Raw genomic sequence first — 16,083 nt, forward strand, 5'->3', positions numbered from 1 at the left:
CGGACGGGATATCTTTTTTCTAAACTGAAAGCAGACGCGTCATGGTAGCGACGAACCGCTTTCGGATCCCGTCTCGCCCGATATGCCTTCCACCGCTGACCTGCTTCCGCCCAAGTGCCCAGACACTGTCGACCCGTACGCCTCCGGCAAACATCCAGTGATCCAGCAACTGGTCGCCTTCCAGATAGGGCACGGCCGATACATCGAGTGACACGAGATCGGCGTAGTTTCCTTTTTCCAGCCCTGTCGCGGTTTGGAGCGCGATACCACCGCCCACCAACGCCTGATCGAACAGAGCGCGACCGGTTGAGCCGTTTTGCGGTGCGACTACGTTTCGGGCGCGGAGGTCGAGGCGCTGTGAATACTCCAACTGGCGCAACTCCTCAGGCACCGAGATCAGGACGTTCGAGTCCGAGCCGATGCCGAACCGCCCTCCCTCTGACAGGAACTGCGGGGCAGGAAATGTCCCGTCTCCAAGGTTGGCCTCGGTGATCGGGCAGAGGCCTGCCACGGCGCCGCTCTTCGCCATGCGTGTCGTTTCATCCTCCGTCATATGTGTCGCATGGATCAGGCACCAGCGCGCATCGACATCGGCATGGTCGAGCATCCATTCGACGGGCCGTGCGCCGGACCACGCAATGCAGTCCTCGATTTCCTTGACCTGCTCTGCGACGTGGATGTGGATTGGCCCGTTCCGCCCAAGCTCTGCGGCAAAACTCAGTTCTTCCGGCGTCACCGCCCGCAGGCTATGCGGCGCAAGGCCGAGCACGCCGCCTTCCAGTGCGCCAATCACCTGCCGGCATCCCTCCATCAGCGTCGCAAAGCTATCCGGCGTATTGATAAAGCGGCGCTGGCCCTCGATCGGCTGACCGCCTCCGAAACCGGACCGCGCGTAAAGCACCGGCAGCAGCGTCAGTCCGATGCCGGCTTGACTGCTGGCAGCGCCGATGCGTTCGGCCAATTCGGCGATGTTGGCATAGGGCCTACCGTCCTTGTCGTGGTGCAGGTAGTGGAATTCCCCGACGCGGCAAAAGCCGGCCTCCAGCATCTCCATATAGAGTTCGGCCGCGACCGCCTCGACATCCTCGGGCGTCATCGTCAGGGCGAACTTGTACATCACCGTCCGCCAGCTCCAGAAACTGTCGCTGCCGGGGCCTCGCACTTCGGCAAGACCTGCCATCGCCCGCTGGAAAGCGTGGCTGTGCAGGTTTGGCATGGCGGGTACGAGCACTGCGTGGCGCTCGTCGGCTGCCTCGGCCGGTACGCCCGCAGCGATGCTGACGATGCGCCCGTCGGCAATCTCTATGCGTACGTTCTTCTGCCAGCCGGTTGGCAAAAGGGCTGATCCTGCGTGAAGTCCAACCATCGGCATTCCCCTTCTATTTGCGGGCGATCCGTCCTAGGTTCCTCGCCAGCTGCCATATTTTTGCTTGTCACACGACTATTATGTATATACATGTTAGGCCATAAAGAAAGGCGCAAAGCTGATGACCGGGAACAATTCCTCCGAACAGAATACCGCATTTCTAGGCCGCCCCCGTCTGCTGCGCAACGCCCGCCTTGCGACGCTGGACAGCCGCCTGCCCGGCCTTGGCATTATCGAAAAGGCTGCAATCGTCGTCGAAAATGGGCTCATTGCCTATGCGGGTCCGGAGAGCGAATTGCCGGTCTGGGCTATCGAGACCGCCGATATCCTCGACCTTGAAGGTCGCTGGGTGACACCCGGGCTGGTAGATTGCCACACGCACATCATCTATGGCGGCAATCGCGCCCGCGAGTTCGAGATGCGGCTCGAAGGCGCTACCTACGAAGAAGTTGCGCGCGCCGGTGGCGGCATCGTTTCCTCGGTCAATGCCACCAACGCCCTGTCCGTCGAAGGACTGGTCGCGGCCGCCTTGCCGAGGCTAAATACGCTGCTGGCCGAAGGCGTGACCACTATCGAAATCAAATCCGGCTACGGGCTGAACGTCGACGCCGAACTGCGGATATTGCGCGCCGCCCGAGCCATTGAGCGCATCCGTCACGTCCGCGTCGTCACCTCCTATCTCGCAGCACACGCGACGCCCGTCGACTACAAGGGGCGCAACGATGCCTATATCGACGAGGTTGTGCTTCCCGGCATGCGGCAGGGCGCGGCGGAAGGCCTCATCGATGCCGTCGACGGATTTTGCGAAGGTATCGCATTCTCGCCATCAGAAATCGCCCGGGTGTTCGACGCTGCCAAGGCGCTCGGCCTGCCGGTCAAGCTGCATGCCGAGCAGCTTTCCAATCTCGGTGGCGCCAGGCTCGCTGCATCCTACGGGGCCCTGTCGGCCGATCATCTCGAATATCTGGATGCTGCAGGCGTGGCTGCACTTGCCGCGAGCGGCACGGTGGCCGTGCTGCTGCCCGGCGCCTTCTATGCCATCAACGAGAAGCAGAAGCCGCCGGTCAAGCTGTTGCGAGACGCCGGGGTGAAGATCGCCATTGCCACCGACAGCAATCCCGGCACCTCGCCGCTGACATCCCTGCTGCTCACCATGAACATGTCGGCGACCCTGTTCGGCCTGACGGTCGAGGAGTGCATTGCCGGGACGACCCGCGAGGCCGCGCGGGCCCTAGGCGTGCTTGCTGAAACCGGAACTATCGAGGTCGGGAAATCGGCGGATCTCGCCATCTGGAACGTCGATAGCCCGGCCGAACTTGTCTACCGGATTGGTTTCAATCCGCTTTATGCGCACCTGTTCAAGGGCGAGAGGATCGATCGATGACCATCACACTCCATCCAGGCTCGGTGACGCTCGCCGATCTCTCGACTATCTACTGGACGGGCGAAGCTGTCGTCCTCGATCGCTCGTTCGACGCCGGTATCGAGCGCGCCGCCGCCCGTATCGCCGAGATTGCCGCCGGCAATGCGCCGGTCTATGGCATCAACACCGGCTTCGGCAAACTGGCGTCGATCAAGATCGACCGTGCCGATGTCGCGACGCTGCAGCGCAATCTGATCCTCTCCCATTGCTGCGGCGTCGGCCAGCCCCTGGCCGAGAATATCGTCCGGCTGATCATGTCCCTGAAGCTGGTGTCGCTCGGGCGCGGCGCCTCTGGCGTGCGGCTCGAAATGGTACGGCTGATCGAGGCGATGCTTGAGAGGGGCGTTATCCCCGTCATTCCGGAAAAAGGCTCTGTCGGCGCCTCCGGCGACCTCGCGCCGCTCGCCCACATGGCGGCGGTCATGATGGGTGAAGGAGAAGCATTTTTAGCCGGCGAACGAATGAGCGGTGGTGCGGCATTGGAAAAGGCCGGGCTGACGCCGATAGTGCTGGCCGCTAAGGAAGGCCTGGCGCTGATCAACGGCACGCAGACCTCGACGGCGCTGGCGCTCGCAGGCCTCTTCCGCGCCCACAGGGCCGCCCAGGCGGCGCTGATCACAGGAGCGCTGTCGACCGATGCGGCGATGGGCTCGTCGGCGCCGTTTCATGCCGATATCCACACCCTGCGCGGCCATCAGGGCCAGATCGACACGGCGGCGGCGTTGCGGGCGCTGCTCGACAATTCGGTCATCCGCGCAAGCCATATCGAGGGCGACGAGCGCGTCCAGGATCCCTATTGCATCCGCTGCCAGCCACAGGTCGACGGCGCCTGCCTCGATCTGTTGCGCCAAGTGGCGAAAACGCTGCAGATCGAAGCCAATGCGGTGACCGACAATCCGCTGGTGCTGTCAGACAATTCCGTCGTCTCCGGCGGTAATTTCCACGCCGAGCCCGTGGCCTTCGCCGCAGACCAGATCGCGCTCGCCGTCTGCGAGATCGGCGCCATCGCCCAGCGCCGCATTGCGCTCCTGGTCGATCCGGCGCTGTCGCATGGCCTGCCGGCATTCCTTGCCAAAAAGCCCGGGCTCAATTCCGGACTGATGATCGCCGAGGTAACATCTGCCGCGCTGATGTCGGAGAACAAGCAGATGTCGCACCCGGCCTCGGTCGATTCCACACCGACCTCCGCCAACCAGGAGGACCACGTCTCCATGGCCTGCCACGGCGCCCGCAGACTGCTGCAGATGACCGACAACCTGTTTGGCATAATCGGAATCGAAGCGCTAACGGCGGCCCAGGGGATCGAGTTCCGCGCGCCGCTGGTCACCAGCGCCGAACTCACCGCCGCAGTCGCCGCCATCCGCCGCGTCGTGCCGACGCTCGACGAGGACCGCTACATGGCAAACGACCTTGCAGCAGCCAGCGACCTGGTATCATCTGGCACACTGAATGCATCGGTGTCGCGCGGCATCCTGCCGGCGCTGGAGGGTTGATCACATGGAGGCTATTCCAAGCGGCAGTTTATGGACGCCAAGGTCGCCCAGGCCGTGGGGACCAGCGGGCGCCCTCCCAACTTCCCTCATCCCTGTGCTCGTCACAGGGATCCAGTGCGCCGCGTCTGCGGCGCAGGAGGCTTCCTTCGCTTCAAAAGTGTCCTTTCACGGCGCAGACGCGCCGTGGCTAGATTCCTGTGACAGGCACAGGAATGAGGGTGTGGTTGGTGCCGTCGCGGGTGCAGCGGCCATGCGTAGTCTGGACGCCAACGAGCGGATAGTTGGCCACCGGGGTGACGGGGTGGGCGTTGCGTACGCCGATTTTACATCTGCGCAAGCCAAGGAGACCAGTCAATGAGCGTACCTGTTTTCGAAGTCCGCCAGGGCTCCTCGCCCGTTGTGCTCGCCTTCCCCCATACAGGCACCGACGTACCAGCGGATATCTGGGAGCGGCTTAACGACAATGGCCGCGTTCTCGCCGATACCGACTGGCACATCCACCGGCTCTACGACGGCCTGCTCGACGACGCGACGACTGTGCGGGCCACCTTCCATCGCTATGTCATCGACGCCAATCGTGATCCCGATGGATCGAGCCTTTATCCCGGTCAAAATACCACCGGCCTGATCCCGGGTACGGATTTCGACGGCAAGCCGATCTGGAAGGATGGTGCCGAGCCTTCCGACGGCGACACCCACGCCCGGCTGTCCGCCTTCCATGCACCCTATCATGCGGCCCTCGCTGCCGAGATCGCACGCGTCAAGGCGATCCATGGCATTGCCGTGCTCTATGACTGCCACTCGATCCGTGCCCACATTCCCTTCCTGTTCGAGGGCACGCTTCCGGATCTCAACATCGGCACCGATATGGGCAAGACCTGCGCGCCGGAGATCGAGGCTGCAACCGTGGCCATCGCCGCTGGAGCGGTCGGCTACACCAGCACGCTGAATGGCCGTTTCAAGGGCGGCTGGACGACCCGTCATTATGGCCAGCCGGCATCGGGCGTCCATGCCATCCAGATGGAGCTGGCGCAATCGACCCATCTAGCCGCCGAAGCTCCGCCCTTCGCCTATGATCCTGAAAAGGCCGAGGCGCTGCGCATTCCGCTCAAATCCATCCTGTCGCGCATCGAACAGATCGCGCTCGACCTCATCAGCTAAGGGGATTTCGCCATGACCAATTCACGCCACAACATCCGCGAGATCCGCGCGCCGCGCGGGCCGGAGCTCACCACCAAGAGCTGGATGACAGAAGCGCCGCTGCGCATGCTGATGAACAATCTCGACCCTGACGTCGCCGAAAACCCCAACGAACTCGTCGTCTACGGCGGTATCGGCCGGGCGACACGCACCTGGGAAGACTTCGACAGCATCGTCGCGACCCTGAAGACGCTCACCGAAGAAGAGACGCTGCTGGTGCAATCCGGCAAGCCGGTCGGCGTGTTCCGCACCCACAAGGATGCGCCGCGCGTGCTGATCGCAAATTCCAACCTCGTGCCACACTGGGCGACATGGGATCATTTCAACGAGCTCGATAAAAAGGGCCTTGCGATGTATGGCCAGATGACGGCCGGCTCGTGGATCTATATCGGCGCCCAAGGCATCGTTCAGGGCACTTATGAGACTTTCGTCGAGGCAGGACGCCAGCACTATGGCGGCAGCCTCAAGGGCAAATGGATCCTCACCGGCGGTCTCGGAGGTATGGGCGGCGCGCAGCCGCTCGCCGCGGTCATGGCCGGTGCCTGCTGCCTCGCCGTCGAATGCGACGAAACCCGCGCCGATTTCCGCCTGCGCACCCGCTATGTCGACGAAAAGACCGACAGCCTCGACGAGGCGCTTGCCAAAATCGATGCCTGGACCAAGGCCGGCGAGGCAAAGTCGATCGCGCTGATCGGCAATGCCGCCGAAATATTCCCCGAGCTTTTCAAGCGCGGCGTCCGGCCGGATATCGTCACCGACCAGACCTCCGCCCACGATCCGCTGCACGGCTACCTGCCGCTTGGCTGGACCGTGGCCGAATGGAAGTCCAAACAGGAGACTGCGCCGAAGGAAGTTGAGGCCGCTGCGCGCGCCTCGATGAAGATCCACGTCGCCGCCATGGTCGATTTCTGGAACGCCGGCGTGCCGACGCTCGATTACGGCAACAACATCCGCCAGGTCGCGAAAGACGAGGGTCTGGAGAATGCCTTCGCCTTCCCCGGCTTCGTCCCGGCCTATATCCGGCCGCTGTTCTGCCGCGGCATCGGCCCGTTCCGCTGGGCGGCGCTGTCGGGCGATCCGGAGGATATCTACAAGACCGACGCCAAGGTGAAGGAACTGACGCCCGGTAACACCCATTTGCACAACTGGCTCGACATGGCGCGTGAACGCATCGCCTTCCAGGGCCTGCCCGCCCGCATCTGCTGGGTGGGTCTCGGCGACCGCGACCGGATCGGTCTGGCCTTCAACGAAATGGTCAAGAACGGCGAGCTTTCGGCGCCCGTCGTCATCGGCCGCGATCATCTCGATAGTGGCTCCGTCGCCTCGCCGAACCGCGAGACCGAGGCTATGAAGGATGGCTCGGACGCCGTCTCCGACTGGCCGCTGCTCAACGCCCTGCTGAATACCGCCTCGGGCGCCACCTGGGTATCGATCCATCACGGCGGCGGCGTCGGCATGGGCTTTTCACAGCATGCCGGCATGGTCATCTGCTGCGACGGCTCGGAAGACGCCGCCCGCCGCATCGCCCGCGTCCTCTGGAACGACCCCGCCACCGGCGTCATGCGCCACGCCGACGCCGGCTACGAAATCGCTATCGACTGCGCCAAGGAAAAGGGCCTGCGCCTGCCGGGAATTCTCGGCAACTGAGCTCGCGAGGTCGGTAAAGGCCGCCGCCTTTGGTGGCGGCCTTGGGGGATTGAGTCGCAGCGGGGCGTGGATTGGCGATTTTTTCCGGCACGACGCGAGTAAGTCCCGCTGGTGATCTAGGAACGGTGCCAAAAGCGGAGAACTTCGCGTGACAACGCCGACATGGCGCGCGCAGCATCTTCACGTTTCATCTGCAACGCATCGCAAACGTGCTGTAATTCCACCCTGTCGGCCAACCTGTCAACGACCCACAAAGCTTTGCGTCCGATATCGCCGCCATAGGCATTTTCCGCCTTCGTGACTGCGTCTTGCGAAATCGCGCCGTGATGATCTATCAGCATGCCGAGATCGATTGCATCGCGATATGCGACTGCGCGATCCTGGCACCGGTCGGCATTGGCAAGCAATTTCTCCGCCATCATGTCGCTCGGCAAAAGGACTGGTACGCCGAGCCCAGCATTCATTATGCCGTCCAGCGGAATGCGGCTTTCCCGAACGATTTCGAAACGGATCGTTTGTTCGTCGAGCGAGAGCAGCGTGCGTACGCCATACTGATCTGCCCTCACTTCGCGTAAGGCTGTAACCGGCGCCGCAAACAGGCCACCGACACCCTTTTCGACGGCGAGGCTGCGCATGGCACGGTAGCCATCCATATCGGCACAAAGGAAGTCTACGTCGAGGGAACGACGGTATTCGCCGTGCATCATGACAACGGCCGTGCCTCCGGCAAACCAGCAACGATTTAACAAGAGAAGTGTCGGATCCATAAGCCTCAATGCCTTGGCAATTATCCGATGCTCCGGTCGCTGGAAGTCAGTCATGTGGTTCCTGCCCTCTGTGGCGACCGGGTGCGTGGCGGCTACCTTGAAACCAATAGTTCCCCGTGTCCGAACCGAGCGGTCAGCTCTTCGATAAGGGCTTTCTCACTGGGTGTCAGTCGCTGCCGATCGACAAAGCGCCAGTTCCGCTCGTAAATTGCAAACGCCTCGGCTGCGGCAACCGGGCGTGTCGCATCCCGGCTCCACACTATCAGGGCAAGCTCCGGGTAATCTGCAGGAACGATCATCATATCGGCATTGATTGTCATGGTGGCATAATAGGCCAAGATCGGTGTCCGGGGAAGAGCGGCCGATTTTTGTAATCAAGTTCGAAGGCATTCGAGGCAGGGTCGTGAAGTTAATTGCGTGACTGTCGTTCACTTGTTATGGATGTCATAAGAGCTATGAAAGCTCGGGTCTTTATCTAAGATATCGTAGTTTTTTGCTGATTGACGAAACGGCTTGATCCCGGTCTTTCAACGAAAAACAAAAGGAACCGCGGCACCAACGCCCCGAAAAAGATCCACCACCGCTCGCTGGCGCAGACAGTGTTGTCGCGGCGCGTATGGTCGGGTAGTTCTTGTTCTTCACGCGGCGGAATGACGAGGGACATCAGGATGACGGACGAGCCGGTTTCGGATAGCAAGCTGACCACTTCCAAGCGGCGGTGGGCGGCGGAGGGCAAGTTTCTGACCGGTCGCATCAGCCGGGCGGAGAGCGAACGTTTGCCGCCGGGGCAGCATCTGGTGAAGAACTGGCCGGTGCTCGATCTCGGCACCCAGCCGGAGATCGCGATTTCCAGCTGGCGGCTGGAGGTCGGTGGCCGGGTCGAGGCGCCGCTATCGCTCGACTGGGCGGCATTCGGCGCCCTTGAGCAAAGCAGCAAGGTCAGTGACATGCACTGCGTCACCACATGGTCGCGCTATGACAACAAATGGGACGGGGTTTCCACCCGCGATCTTCTCGATCAAGTCATGCCCAAGGCGGATGCCGACTACGTGATGCTGACCAGCTATGACGGCTATACGACGAACCTGCCGCTGGCCGATTTCGCGGCCGAGGACGCCATCCTTGCGACCGCCTGGGAAGGCCAGCCGCTTAGCCGCGATCACGGCGGACCAATGCGCCTCGTTGTGCCGCATCTCTATCTCTGGAAGAGCGCCAAATGGCTGCGCCGCATCGATCTTATGAAATCGGACAAGGCTGGTTTCTGGGAGAAGAACGGCTATCACATGCGCGGCGATCCCTGGCGGGAGCAGCGCTACACGGAAGACTGAACTCGACATTACGCCGGCAATTTGCCGATACCTCAAACGCACTCGGCGCAATTGAGCCGAGAGTGACGCCTGTCGGCTCTTCAATTTTACCGTGATCGCAGCGGGGCACGGAACTTAGCCCCGCTCCATGTGTTCCCCTGCCATCGCATATCACAATGACAGGAGAGCATGATGTTTCTCAAATTATTTGCCGCCTCGACACTCGCTTTGAGCATGGCTACCGCTGTTGTCGCGGAGCCGCTCACCCTGCGCGTCACTCCAAAAGGTCCGCGCGTAGTTACCGTTTACAGCGCCGTTATCGATCACTCCAAGGATGCAATCTCGCCAAGCGGTATCATCAATGTCGACCTGCCGTTCACGGGCACCACCAACCGCACGCCGATCCGTATCCAGTGCGATTCAAACCCGACGACGTCTGTGATGCGCAGCAACACTTTCGATGCTGCACCGCTTTCTGACTGCCCGTAAGGGCGGCGTGGCGCGGTCTCGCCTCAAGCGGCCTCTATGTCCGTAGCAGCAAAGCCGTTGCCAGAAAAAAGCAACGGCTGGCGGTAATATTTGGCGCAAGCATATGTCAGGCAGTCGTCGAGACTGAGACCGGCGCCGCCTTTACCAAAATTGTCGTTTTTACCAAAATTGGAGTAGGCCTCCACCGCCAGTGAAGCGGCTCGCGGGGGCACAGCCACTGACTGGATATTCATCAGTTGCAGGAAGGTGGCGACAGCCTCGGACGCTTCATCGACCGGAATTTCCAATTCGGCGACAAGCGCCAGTGTCGTTCGAGCCACAGTCATTGGCGACGTGAGGCGCACGGTCGACGCCTGCATCCGCCTTGCAAATTCGCGCGCGGCTTCCTCGTCGGTCATCATTGCCAGCAGTACAGAGCCATCGATAAACATCAGCGCGGCTCTGCATCGGCGTTTCGCACGTTGGTCTTCGTGCGCAGGTTTCGGCAGAAGGCCACGGCGATATCTTCCAGCACCGGCTTTGCCAGTTCGGTATCGAGCGCCAGTTGCAGCGCCTTGCGGACAGCCTCGGTCTTCGATGGCGCCTTGGTCAGCGCCTGATAGCGACGTGCCAGGCGGTCGATGGCATCGTCCTTGATGTAGAGTGGCATGGATCTGTCTCCTTGATGCCGCGGTGTTACGACCTCGGGGATGGCTGGACAAGCCGGCATCTGCGGCGCAGATGGTGAGAACACGTAGCCAGTTTCATTCGAGGCAGATATCGCTATGACACCTCCCGTCGCACTCGTCACCGGCTCGACATCGGGCATCGGTGCGGCAATCGCCCGGCGGCTTGCCGCAGAAGGCTATGCAATCGTCCTCCATTCCCGGTCGTCTGTTGACGCCGGGCTGGCGCTTGCAAGCATGCTGCCGATGGCGACCTATATCCAGGCCGATCTCGCTGTCGATGCCGACAGGGCAAGGCTGGTCGCCGGGGCGGTTGCCCAATGGGGCCGGCTCGACGTGCTTGTGAACAATGCCGGCATCAGCCGCGTCATTCCCCATTCCGATATGGCTGCGGCCACGCCGGCGATCTGGCATGAGCTCTACGAGGTCAACGTCGTCGCGCCGTTCCGGCTGGTGGCCGAGGCAGAACCGGCGCTGCGAGCAGCCGCTGGCACGGGACGACCGGGCTCTGTCGTCAATATTTCCTCCCATGCCGGTATCCGCCCCAAGGGTGCCTCCATCCCCTACGCTGCTGCAAAGGCGGCACTCAACCATGCGACGCAGCTGATGGCCCTGTCGCTGGCACCCGATATCCGCGTCAATGCCGTCGCGCCCGGTCTGGTCGATACGCCGCTGACGGCGGACTGGACTGCCGCACAGGATTTGTGGCGAAACCATTCGCCGATGCGCCGGGCGGCGACACCGGAAGACATCGCGCACGCTGTCTGGATGCTTGTCTCTTCGGACTATGCGACGGGAGAGATACTGTTGCTGGACGGCGGTATCAATCTCACCTAGTCCCAGCCCCAAAAGCCGTCCTGGCCCTCAGTGCGGGTGGTGTTGAAGCCGCGCTGGCGCCGGCTCCTCGGCAAGGTCGTCGAGAACGTCACGCAGTGTCCTTGCGATATCCAGCCGACCGCTTTTCAGCGCGGCACGGTGGGCTTGCGAGCAGAGATCCTGCAACGTCGCGCTCTCCTCGACGACGGGCACGACGGGGAAAACGATGCCTGCATATTGCGAGGGTGTGCCGTCTGCGTTTCGAAAGCAGCGGCCGAAGGCCATGATCTCGGTATAAAAACCTCTTGCAGACCGGACGCGGTAATTTTGCTGGCAGGGATACCCCGAAACCACGGCTTCATGCACGGCTTTTGCCACACGCGCCTTATCTTCCGGATGGACGCGATCGAGGTATCGCTCCATCGGCAGGCCGACCATCGTTTCTGACGGATCTAGGCCGAAAAGGGAGGCGAAAGCGCTATCGGCGAAGAATTGGTCGGTTTCGATATCCCAGGTGAAAACTCCCGAGTCCATCGGAGATGGCTGCGAATTCCGGACCAAAATCTTGTCTTTTGCCATGTACCTCTCCATGCCCGTTATTCAACATGAGCGCGCGGGCAGGCCTCTGCAAGGGACAAAAGGGCATGGCGCTGAAAAATATCGACGTTTCCTCGTCAGAATGCGTCGTAAGTACCCGCGTCATGCCGGAAAATCATCGACTTGCCGACGTGCCTGCCTCACCGCCCTTGCATTTCACTCGCGTGCCGGACAGCGGCCACGAAGGAGATCTCAGTCTTGATCTCCCGCGTCGACATCGACGTGACCGTTCGGCGCACGCCCGGCAGGCGGCTGAGCTCCTGACGCAGCTGGCGATCGAGTGCCACCATGTTGACGGCCAGGATATGTAGCAGGTAGTCGGCGTCGCCGGTCGTCGCATGACAGCGCCAGATCAGCGGGTTTTTCCGGACTGCTTCCTCGAACGCGTCCGACAGTTCGAAATCGATAGATACCTGGACAAACGCCTCGAGGCCGAAGCCGAGCTGGGCCGGATCGAGCGTCGTGGTGTATCCCCGGATGAGACCGGCAGCCTCCAGAGCCTTGACGCGCTTCCAGCAGGGCGTCTTGCTCAGCCCGACCTGCTCGGCCAGCGCTGCGAACGACATGCGGGCATCGCCTTCCAGCGCCGAAACGATTTTGAGATCCACCGGGCTTAAGATCATCGTTCTCTCTCTTCGCGCTAAAACAGAGCGATCGTTCTATCAGCTACGCATACTGCATGACAGAAAGGAACAATGTTCGAGAGAATATTTCGTATTCTTCCGAAAAAGAGCTGCTCAATAAGGGGACCAAAATGGATAAGCAGGAATACTGGGAGCGTATCGAGACACCCGATATGAAGGATTACGGCGTCTATCTGCAGTGCGACAAGCTGCTTACCTGCCAGAAGCCTCTGTCTGAAATGGCCAATGCAGACGAACTGCAGTTTCAGATCGTCCACCAGGTAGAGGAGCTGTGGATGAAGCTCATCGCCTACACGCTGGTCGAGGTGATCGGCTACATCGAGGAAGACAATCCCCACCGTATCGTCACGTTGATGGGCCGGGTGCACCGGCTGATGCGGATGATGACCACGCAACTCGATATGCTGGAAACGATGTCGCCGAAGGAATACCAGGAAATCCGCCTTCAACTCGGCAATGGCAGCGGACAGGAGTCACCGGGCTTCAAACTGCTGCTGCGTATGCCTGCCGATCTCTGGCGAGCCTTCAAGGCGACCTATCTGGATGGAAAGGGCCTCACCGTCGACGATGTCTATGACGGCAAGTACGACCATGGTGACAGCTATGTGGTGGCCGAGGCGCTGATAGAGTTCGACGAACTTTTCCAGAAGTTCCGCGCCAACCATGTCTACCTCATCCACCGCTCGATCGGGCTTGGATCAAAATCGCTGAAGGGTCGGCCGGTAGATCTTCTGCAAGCCGGCGCCCGGCACCGCTTTTTCCCCGATCTCTGGGATGTCCGCTGTTCGATGACGGACGCCTGGGGTAGCCAGTATGGCGTCGTCAGGGACAGTATCTCGAAGCCGGAGGCCGTGGCAGAATAAGGCAGCTCGCCGCGCAACTCCGCTGAAACTTGCGCCTGGGATGTGTAAGCGTCTCGAAACTTGCGCAGGGATTGTGTCAGGCTGTGTATATTGACGACGGGTGTCGGCTCGCCTAGTTTTGGCCACGTTCTCCCATAATTTGGGGCGAGCTAAATCCGAGGGCAATCCGTTTTCATGACTGAAGGTCCGCTTTACGTCCAGTTCCCCGCGGAAGCGGCGATACCGGCGCAGCCGCATCATGAAACATTCCACCTGCCGTTTTTTCCGCGCTCCGCCCATGCACGTCATCTCATCGCGCTCGGACTTGCCAGCGCCGGATCGATGGCGCTGCTGGCAGGTGTGCTTTATCCGCTGATCACCCGCAGCGCCGTGGCGTTGCCGGTGTTCGTTCCTCCCGCCCAGATCGTCCAGCCGATGCCTCTCGCACTGAAGGGCAACCGTCTCGAGGCGAAGCGTCACTTCGACGGCTCGCGCTTTGCCCAGGTGGCCGAAAAGCTGTCGACGGGGGAAACGCGTATTTTCACCTATCACCGGCTGACGCTGGTCTTCAATGGCGATAGCGAGCAGCGGGATGCGCCGGTCGCCTCTTCCTTCACCGAGGAAAACGAGGCCGACACACCGATTGCGACGCCAGCAGTGGCAACTTTTGCCGACAGCATCTATCCGAGATCGGCAAATTTTGCCTCGCAGCGCCGGTCGCGTTTCCCGATACGCGGCGTTCCGCTGAATGTCAGTGTGGCGACGGCGGGTACCACGCAGCCGCACCGGGAATTCCAGCGGCTGGTGTCCATGCCGAAAAGCCGCCAGGATCTTACCGATATCCTGAAGACCGCCGGTATCGCGGAGGACCGTCGTGAGCAACTGGTCCAGGCGCTGGCAACGGATACGGTCGTGCCGGGCGATAGTCTCGAACTGCTGATGGAAAAGGGCCGCGCGGAGGGTTCGCCAAAGCTGGTGCTCGCCAAGTTGCGGAGCGAGAACGGCAGCGAGCGGGTGGTGGCCAGCGACGATTCCAACGGGTTCAAGCCGCTGGCAGATGACCGGCTGTTTTCAACGCTTTACAGCGAAGGCCAGCCGGATGCGCCGTCTTCCTCAGAAGTCGCTGCCGTCGACCTGAAGGATCTCGGCAGTGGCGACCAGAAGGACGTGCGGGAGCGCCTGACGAAAGCCGGCTTGTCGGACACGGCAATCGAGCGCCTCGTAAAGCTTGCCGCTGCCAAGGGCATTCCGCTGGCCGGCACCACCGGTACGCCTGACAGCGTCGATCTGCTGTTCCGCAAAGCCGATGACAGCGACAGCGAGCTGATGTTCATCGAGTTTCACTCCGGTGACGAGGCGCACCGCTTTTATCTGCACAAGGACGGAACAGACTCGTCTGAATATTATGACGAAAAAGGCCATTCGGTCGCCAAGGTGCTGAATCCCAAGCCTGTCCCCAACGGACAGCTGGGAGACGGCTTTGCTTGGCGCATCCACCCGATCCTCGGAGTGCGGAAATTCCACAACGGGGTCGATTTCCGCGCACCGATGGGCAGCCCGATCATGGCGGCAGGCGACGGCACGGTCGAACTGATCTCCACCGAGGTCGGATACGGCAAATATATCCGCATCCGCCACGATGGCGGCTATGAGACCACCTACGCGCACATCTCGGCCACGCCCTCCGGCTTGAAAGTCGGGCAGCGCGTCAAGCAGGGCCAGGTGATCGCCTATGTCGGGTCGACCGGCTATTCCACCGGCCCGCATCTCTACTACGAACTCCGCGTCAATGGCCGCTACGAAAACCCGCTGACGGCCAAGCTGCCGGCCGGGACAAACCTGACCGGTGCCTCCCTCGACAGCCTCCGATCGCAGGTCGATCATGTCGACAGCATCATGAGCTACCTTGACGTGCCGACACCGGAGGTTTCACGCTCCTCGCTGCCGATGGACAGGCCCTTCGGCCTGTTCCAGGATCATGCGGGCCACATCCACCGTTGAGCGGCCTCTTGATGCGTTAAGTTGGCGACAACGCTTGAGTTATTCCTGCTCTCTCAGCGCAGCGTCTCACCGAAGAAGTCGAGTAGCCGTTTCCAGTGACGTTCCGCTGCCTTCTCATTATAAACGCCGGCATGGTCGGGGATCGTCCAACCATGATCGGCGCCGACATAGTTCTCGATGACATGATCGACTTCGGCAGTCCGCAGAGTTTCTGCCAAACGAGCCGATTGCTCCGGCGGAAAGCTTCCGTCGACCCCCGCCGTACCGACGTAAATCCGGGCCTTGCCCTTTGCCGCCGCCTTGTGCGGGCTGTCGTCCGCATCGGTAGCAAGACCACCGCCGTGGAAGCTGGCGGCAGCTGCGATCCGCTCCGGATAGGCGCCGGCTGCCGTCAGTGCACGGCCGCCGCCCATGCAATAACCGACGGCCCCGACCGGCCCCGTGGCACCTTCGTCGTCGAGGGTCTTGAGAAAGGCGGCTGTATCGCTTTTCGTCATCGCCTGGGTCGTGCCGTGCAGCATGCCCATGATCTGGTCCCGCATCACAGGATCGGCAAATGCCGACGACTGGAACGGTCCATATGCACCATAGCGATAGAAGAGGTCGGCAAGCAGCACGATATAGCCAGCGTTTGCCAGACGCTGCGCCATTCCATCCATCGCCGGCCGTGGCCCGAGTGCATCCATGTAGAGCAGAATGCCGGGCGCGGGGGCATCCGCCGGCTGTGCGTCGCTGCGGAAAATCGCTGCCTTGGCGACGCCATCGGCGGTCGTGATATCGATGGTCTTCTTCATGGGCTCGTCCTTTTTGTCGACGGTCGGTCGGT

18 protein-coding genes are annotated in these 16,083 nt (G+C 61.5%); 9 read left to right on the plus strand and 9 right to left on the minus strand.

The features are described from left to right. Nucleotides 1-19 precede the first annotated feature (19 nt). Entirely contained in the window at nt 20-1,366 is a 1,347-nt protein-coding gene (locus tag J5289_RS26525) for a formimidoylglutamate deiminase (protein WP_209185676.1), read from the minus strand. Nucleotides 1,367-1,487: 121 nt separating this feature from the next. Here J5289_RS26525 and hutI point away from each other — a divergent pair, with 121 nt between their 5' ends. Together hutI and hutH are read left to right on the plus strand one after the other, a co-directional pair. Next, nucleotides 1,488-2,750, plus strand: coding sequence for an imidazolonepropionase (gene hutI / locus J5289_RS26530; RefSeq protein ID WP_209185675.1), 1,263 nt, complete (start codon nt 1,488-1,490; stop codon nt 2,748-2,750). Then, nucleotides 2,747-4,282 carry a histidine ammonia-lyase gene (gene hutH / locus J5289_RS26535; protein ID WP_209185674.1) on the plus strand — a complete coding sequence of 512 codons (1,536 nt, stop codon included), beginning with the start codon at nt 2,747-2,749 and terminating at the stop codon, nt 4,280-4,282. The genes hutI and hutH overlap by 4 nt, the downstream gene beginning before the upstream one ends. Nucleotides 4,283-4,469: 187 nt before the next feature. Here the strand turns inward: hutH and J5289_RS26540 are convergent, their stop codons facing one another. After that, nucleotides 4,470-4,637, minus strand: a complete 168-nt coding sequence (locus J5289_RS26540; protein WP_209207531.1) for a hypothetical protein — start codon at nt 4,635-4,637, stop codon at nt 4,470-4,472. Between J5289_RS26540 and hutG the strand changes: the two genes are divergently transcribed. After that, nucleotides 4,637-5,443 (plus strand): N-formylglutamate deformylase, encoded by an 807-nt coding sequence (gene hutG, locus J5289_RS26545; RefSeq protein ID WP_209185673.1) that lies wholly within the window; start codon nt 4,637-4,639, stop codon nt 5,441-5,443. The two genes, J5289_RS26540 and hutG, sit on opposite strands and share 1 nt — an antisense overlap. Nucleotides 5,444-5,455: 12 nt before the next feature. Further along, nucleotides 5,456-7,129, plus strand: coding sequence for a urocanate hydratase (gene hutU / locus J5289_RS26550; protein WP_209185672.1), 1,674 nt, complete (start codon nt 5,456-5,458; stop codon nt 7,127-7,129). Between the two features lie 116 nt (nt 7,130-7,245). On the opposite strand, the gene J5289_RS26555 is transcribed toward hutU, so the two are convergent. Continuing rightward, a complete protein-coding gene (locus J5289_RS26555) occupies nt 7,246-7,950 on the minus strand; it encodes a nucleotidyl transferase AbiEii/AbiGii toxin family protein (protein WP_209207532.1) in 705 nt (234 codons plus the stop codon). Between the two features lie 38 nt (nt 7,951-7,988). Then, nucleotides 7,989-8,216, minus strand: a complete 228-nt coding sequence (locus J5289_RS26560) for a hypothetical protein (RefSeq protein WP_209185724.1) — start codon at nt 8,214-8,216, stop codon at nt 7,989-7,991. A gap of 348 nt (nt 8,217-8,564) precedes the next feature. Between J5289_RS26560 and J5289_RS26565 the strand changes: the two genes are divergently transcribed. Both J5289_RS26565 and J5289_RS26570 read left to right on the plus strand, forming a co-directional pair. After that, on the plus strand, nt 8,565-9,224 hold the full coding sequence (locus J5289_RS26565) for a sulfite oxidase-like oxidoreductase (RefSeq protein WP_209185670.1): 660 nt from the start codon (nt 8,565-8,567) through the stop codon (nt 9,222-9,224). A gap of 168 nt (nt 9,225-9,392) precedes the next feature. Continuing rightward, nucleotides 9,393-9,692 (plus strand): hypothetical protein, encoded by a 300-nt coding sequence (locus J5289_RS26570; protein ID WP_219276643.1) that lies wholly within the window; start codon nt 9,393-9,395, stop codon nt 9,690-9,692. 23 nt (nt 9,693-9,715) lie between these two features. On the opposite strand, the gene J5289_RS26575 is transcribed toward J5289_RS26570, so the two are convergent. Together J5289_RS26575 and J5289_RS26580 are read right to left on the minus strand one after the other, a co-directional pair. After that, nucleotides 9,716-10,123 carry a type II toxin-antitoxin system VapC family toxin gene (locus J5289_RS26575; RefSeq protein ID WP_142824914.1) on the minus strand — a complete coding sequence of 136 codons (408 nt, stop codon included), beginning with the start codon at nt 10,121-10,123 and terminating at the stop codon, nt 9,716-9,718. Beyond that, nucleotides 10,123-10,341: a type II toxin-antitoxin system VapB family antitoxin gene (locus J5289_RS26580; protein ID WP_142824915.1), complete on the minus strand. Its 219-nt coding sequence runs from the start codon at nt 10,339-10,341 to the stop codon at nt 10,123-10,125. The genes J5289_RS26575 and J5289_RS26580 overlap by 1 nt, the downstream gene beginning before the upstream one ends. Before the next feature lie 115 nt (nt 10,342-10,456). On the opposite strand from J5289_RS26580, the gene J5289_RS26585 reads away from it, so the two are divergent. After that, the gene (locus J5289_RS26585) at nt 10,457-11,194 is read left to right on the plus strand and encodes an SDR family NAD(P)-dependent oxidoreductase (protein WP_142824916.1); all 738 of its coding nucleotides are present in this window, start codon (nt 10,457-10,459) and stop codon (nt 11,192-11,194) included. A 27-nt stretch (nt 11,195-11,221) separates the two neighbouring features. Here J5289_RS26585 and J5289_RS26590 read toward each other — a convergent pair whose 3' ends face one another. Continuing rightward, complete coding sequence (locus tag J5289_RS26590) at nt 11,222-11,752, minus strand: PAS domain-containing protein (protein ID WP_142824917.1); 531 nt, start codon at nt 11,750-11,752, stop codon at nt 11,222-11,224. A 158-nt stretch (nt 11,753-11,910) separates the two neighbouring features. Continuing rightward, on the minus strand, nt 11,911-12,393 hold the full coding sequence (locus J5289_RS26595) for an Lrp/AsnC family transcriptional regulator (protein ID WP_209207533.1): 483 nt from the start codon (nt 12,391-12,393) through the stop codon (nt 11,911-11,913). Between the two features lie 131 nt (nt 12,394-12,524). Between J5289_RS26595 and J5289_RS26600 the strand changes: the two genes are divergently transcribed. Together J5289_RS26600 and J5289_RS26605 are read left to right on the plus strand one after the other, a co-directional pair. Beyond that, nucleotides 12,525-13,277, plus strand: coding sequence for a tryptophan 2,3-dioxygenase family protein (locus J5289_RS26600; RefSeq protein WP_142824919.1), 753 nt, complete (start codon nt 12,525-12,527; stop codon nt 13,275-13,277). 174 nt (nt 13,278-13,451) lie between these two features. Next, entirely contained in the window at nt 13,452-15,257 is a 1,806-nt protein-coding gene (locus J5289_RS26605) for a M23 family metallopeptidase (protein WP_142824920.1), read from the plus strand. Between the two features lie 53 nt (nt 15,258-15,310). Here the strand turns inward: J5289_RS26605 and J5289_RS26610 are convergent, their stop codons facing one another. After that, entirely contained in the window at nt 15,311-16,051 is a 741-nt protein-coding gene (locus J5289_RS26610; protein WP_209185668.1) for a dienelactone hydrolase family protein, read from the minus strand. Nucleotides 16,052-16,083 lie beyond the last annotated feature (32 nt).

This window comes from Rhizobium sp. B230/85 (genome assembly GCF_019355735.1).
Lineage (GTDB): Bacteria > Pseudomonadota > Alphaproteobacteria > Rhizobiales > Rhizobiaceae > Rhizobium > Rhizobium rhododendri.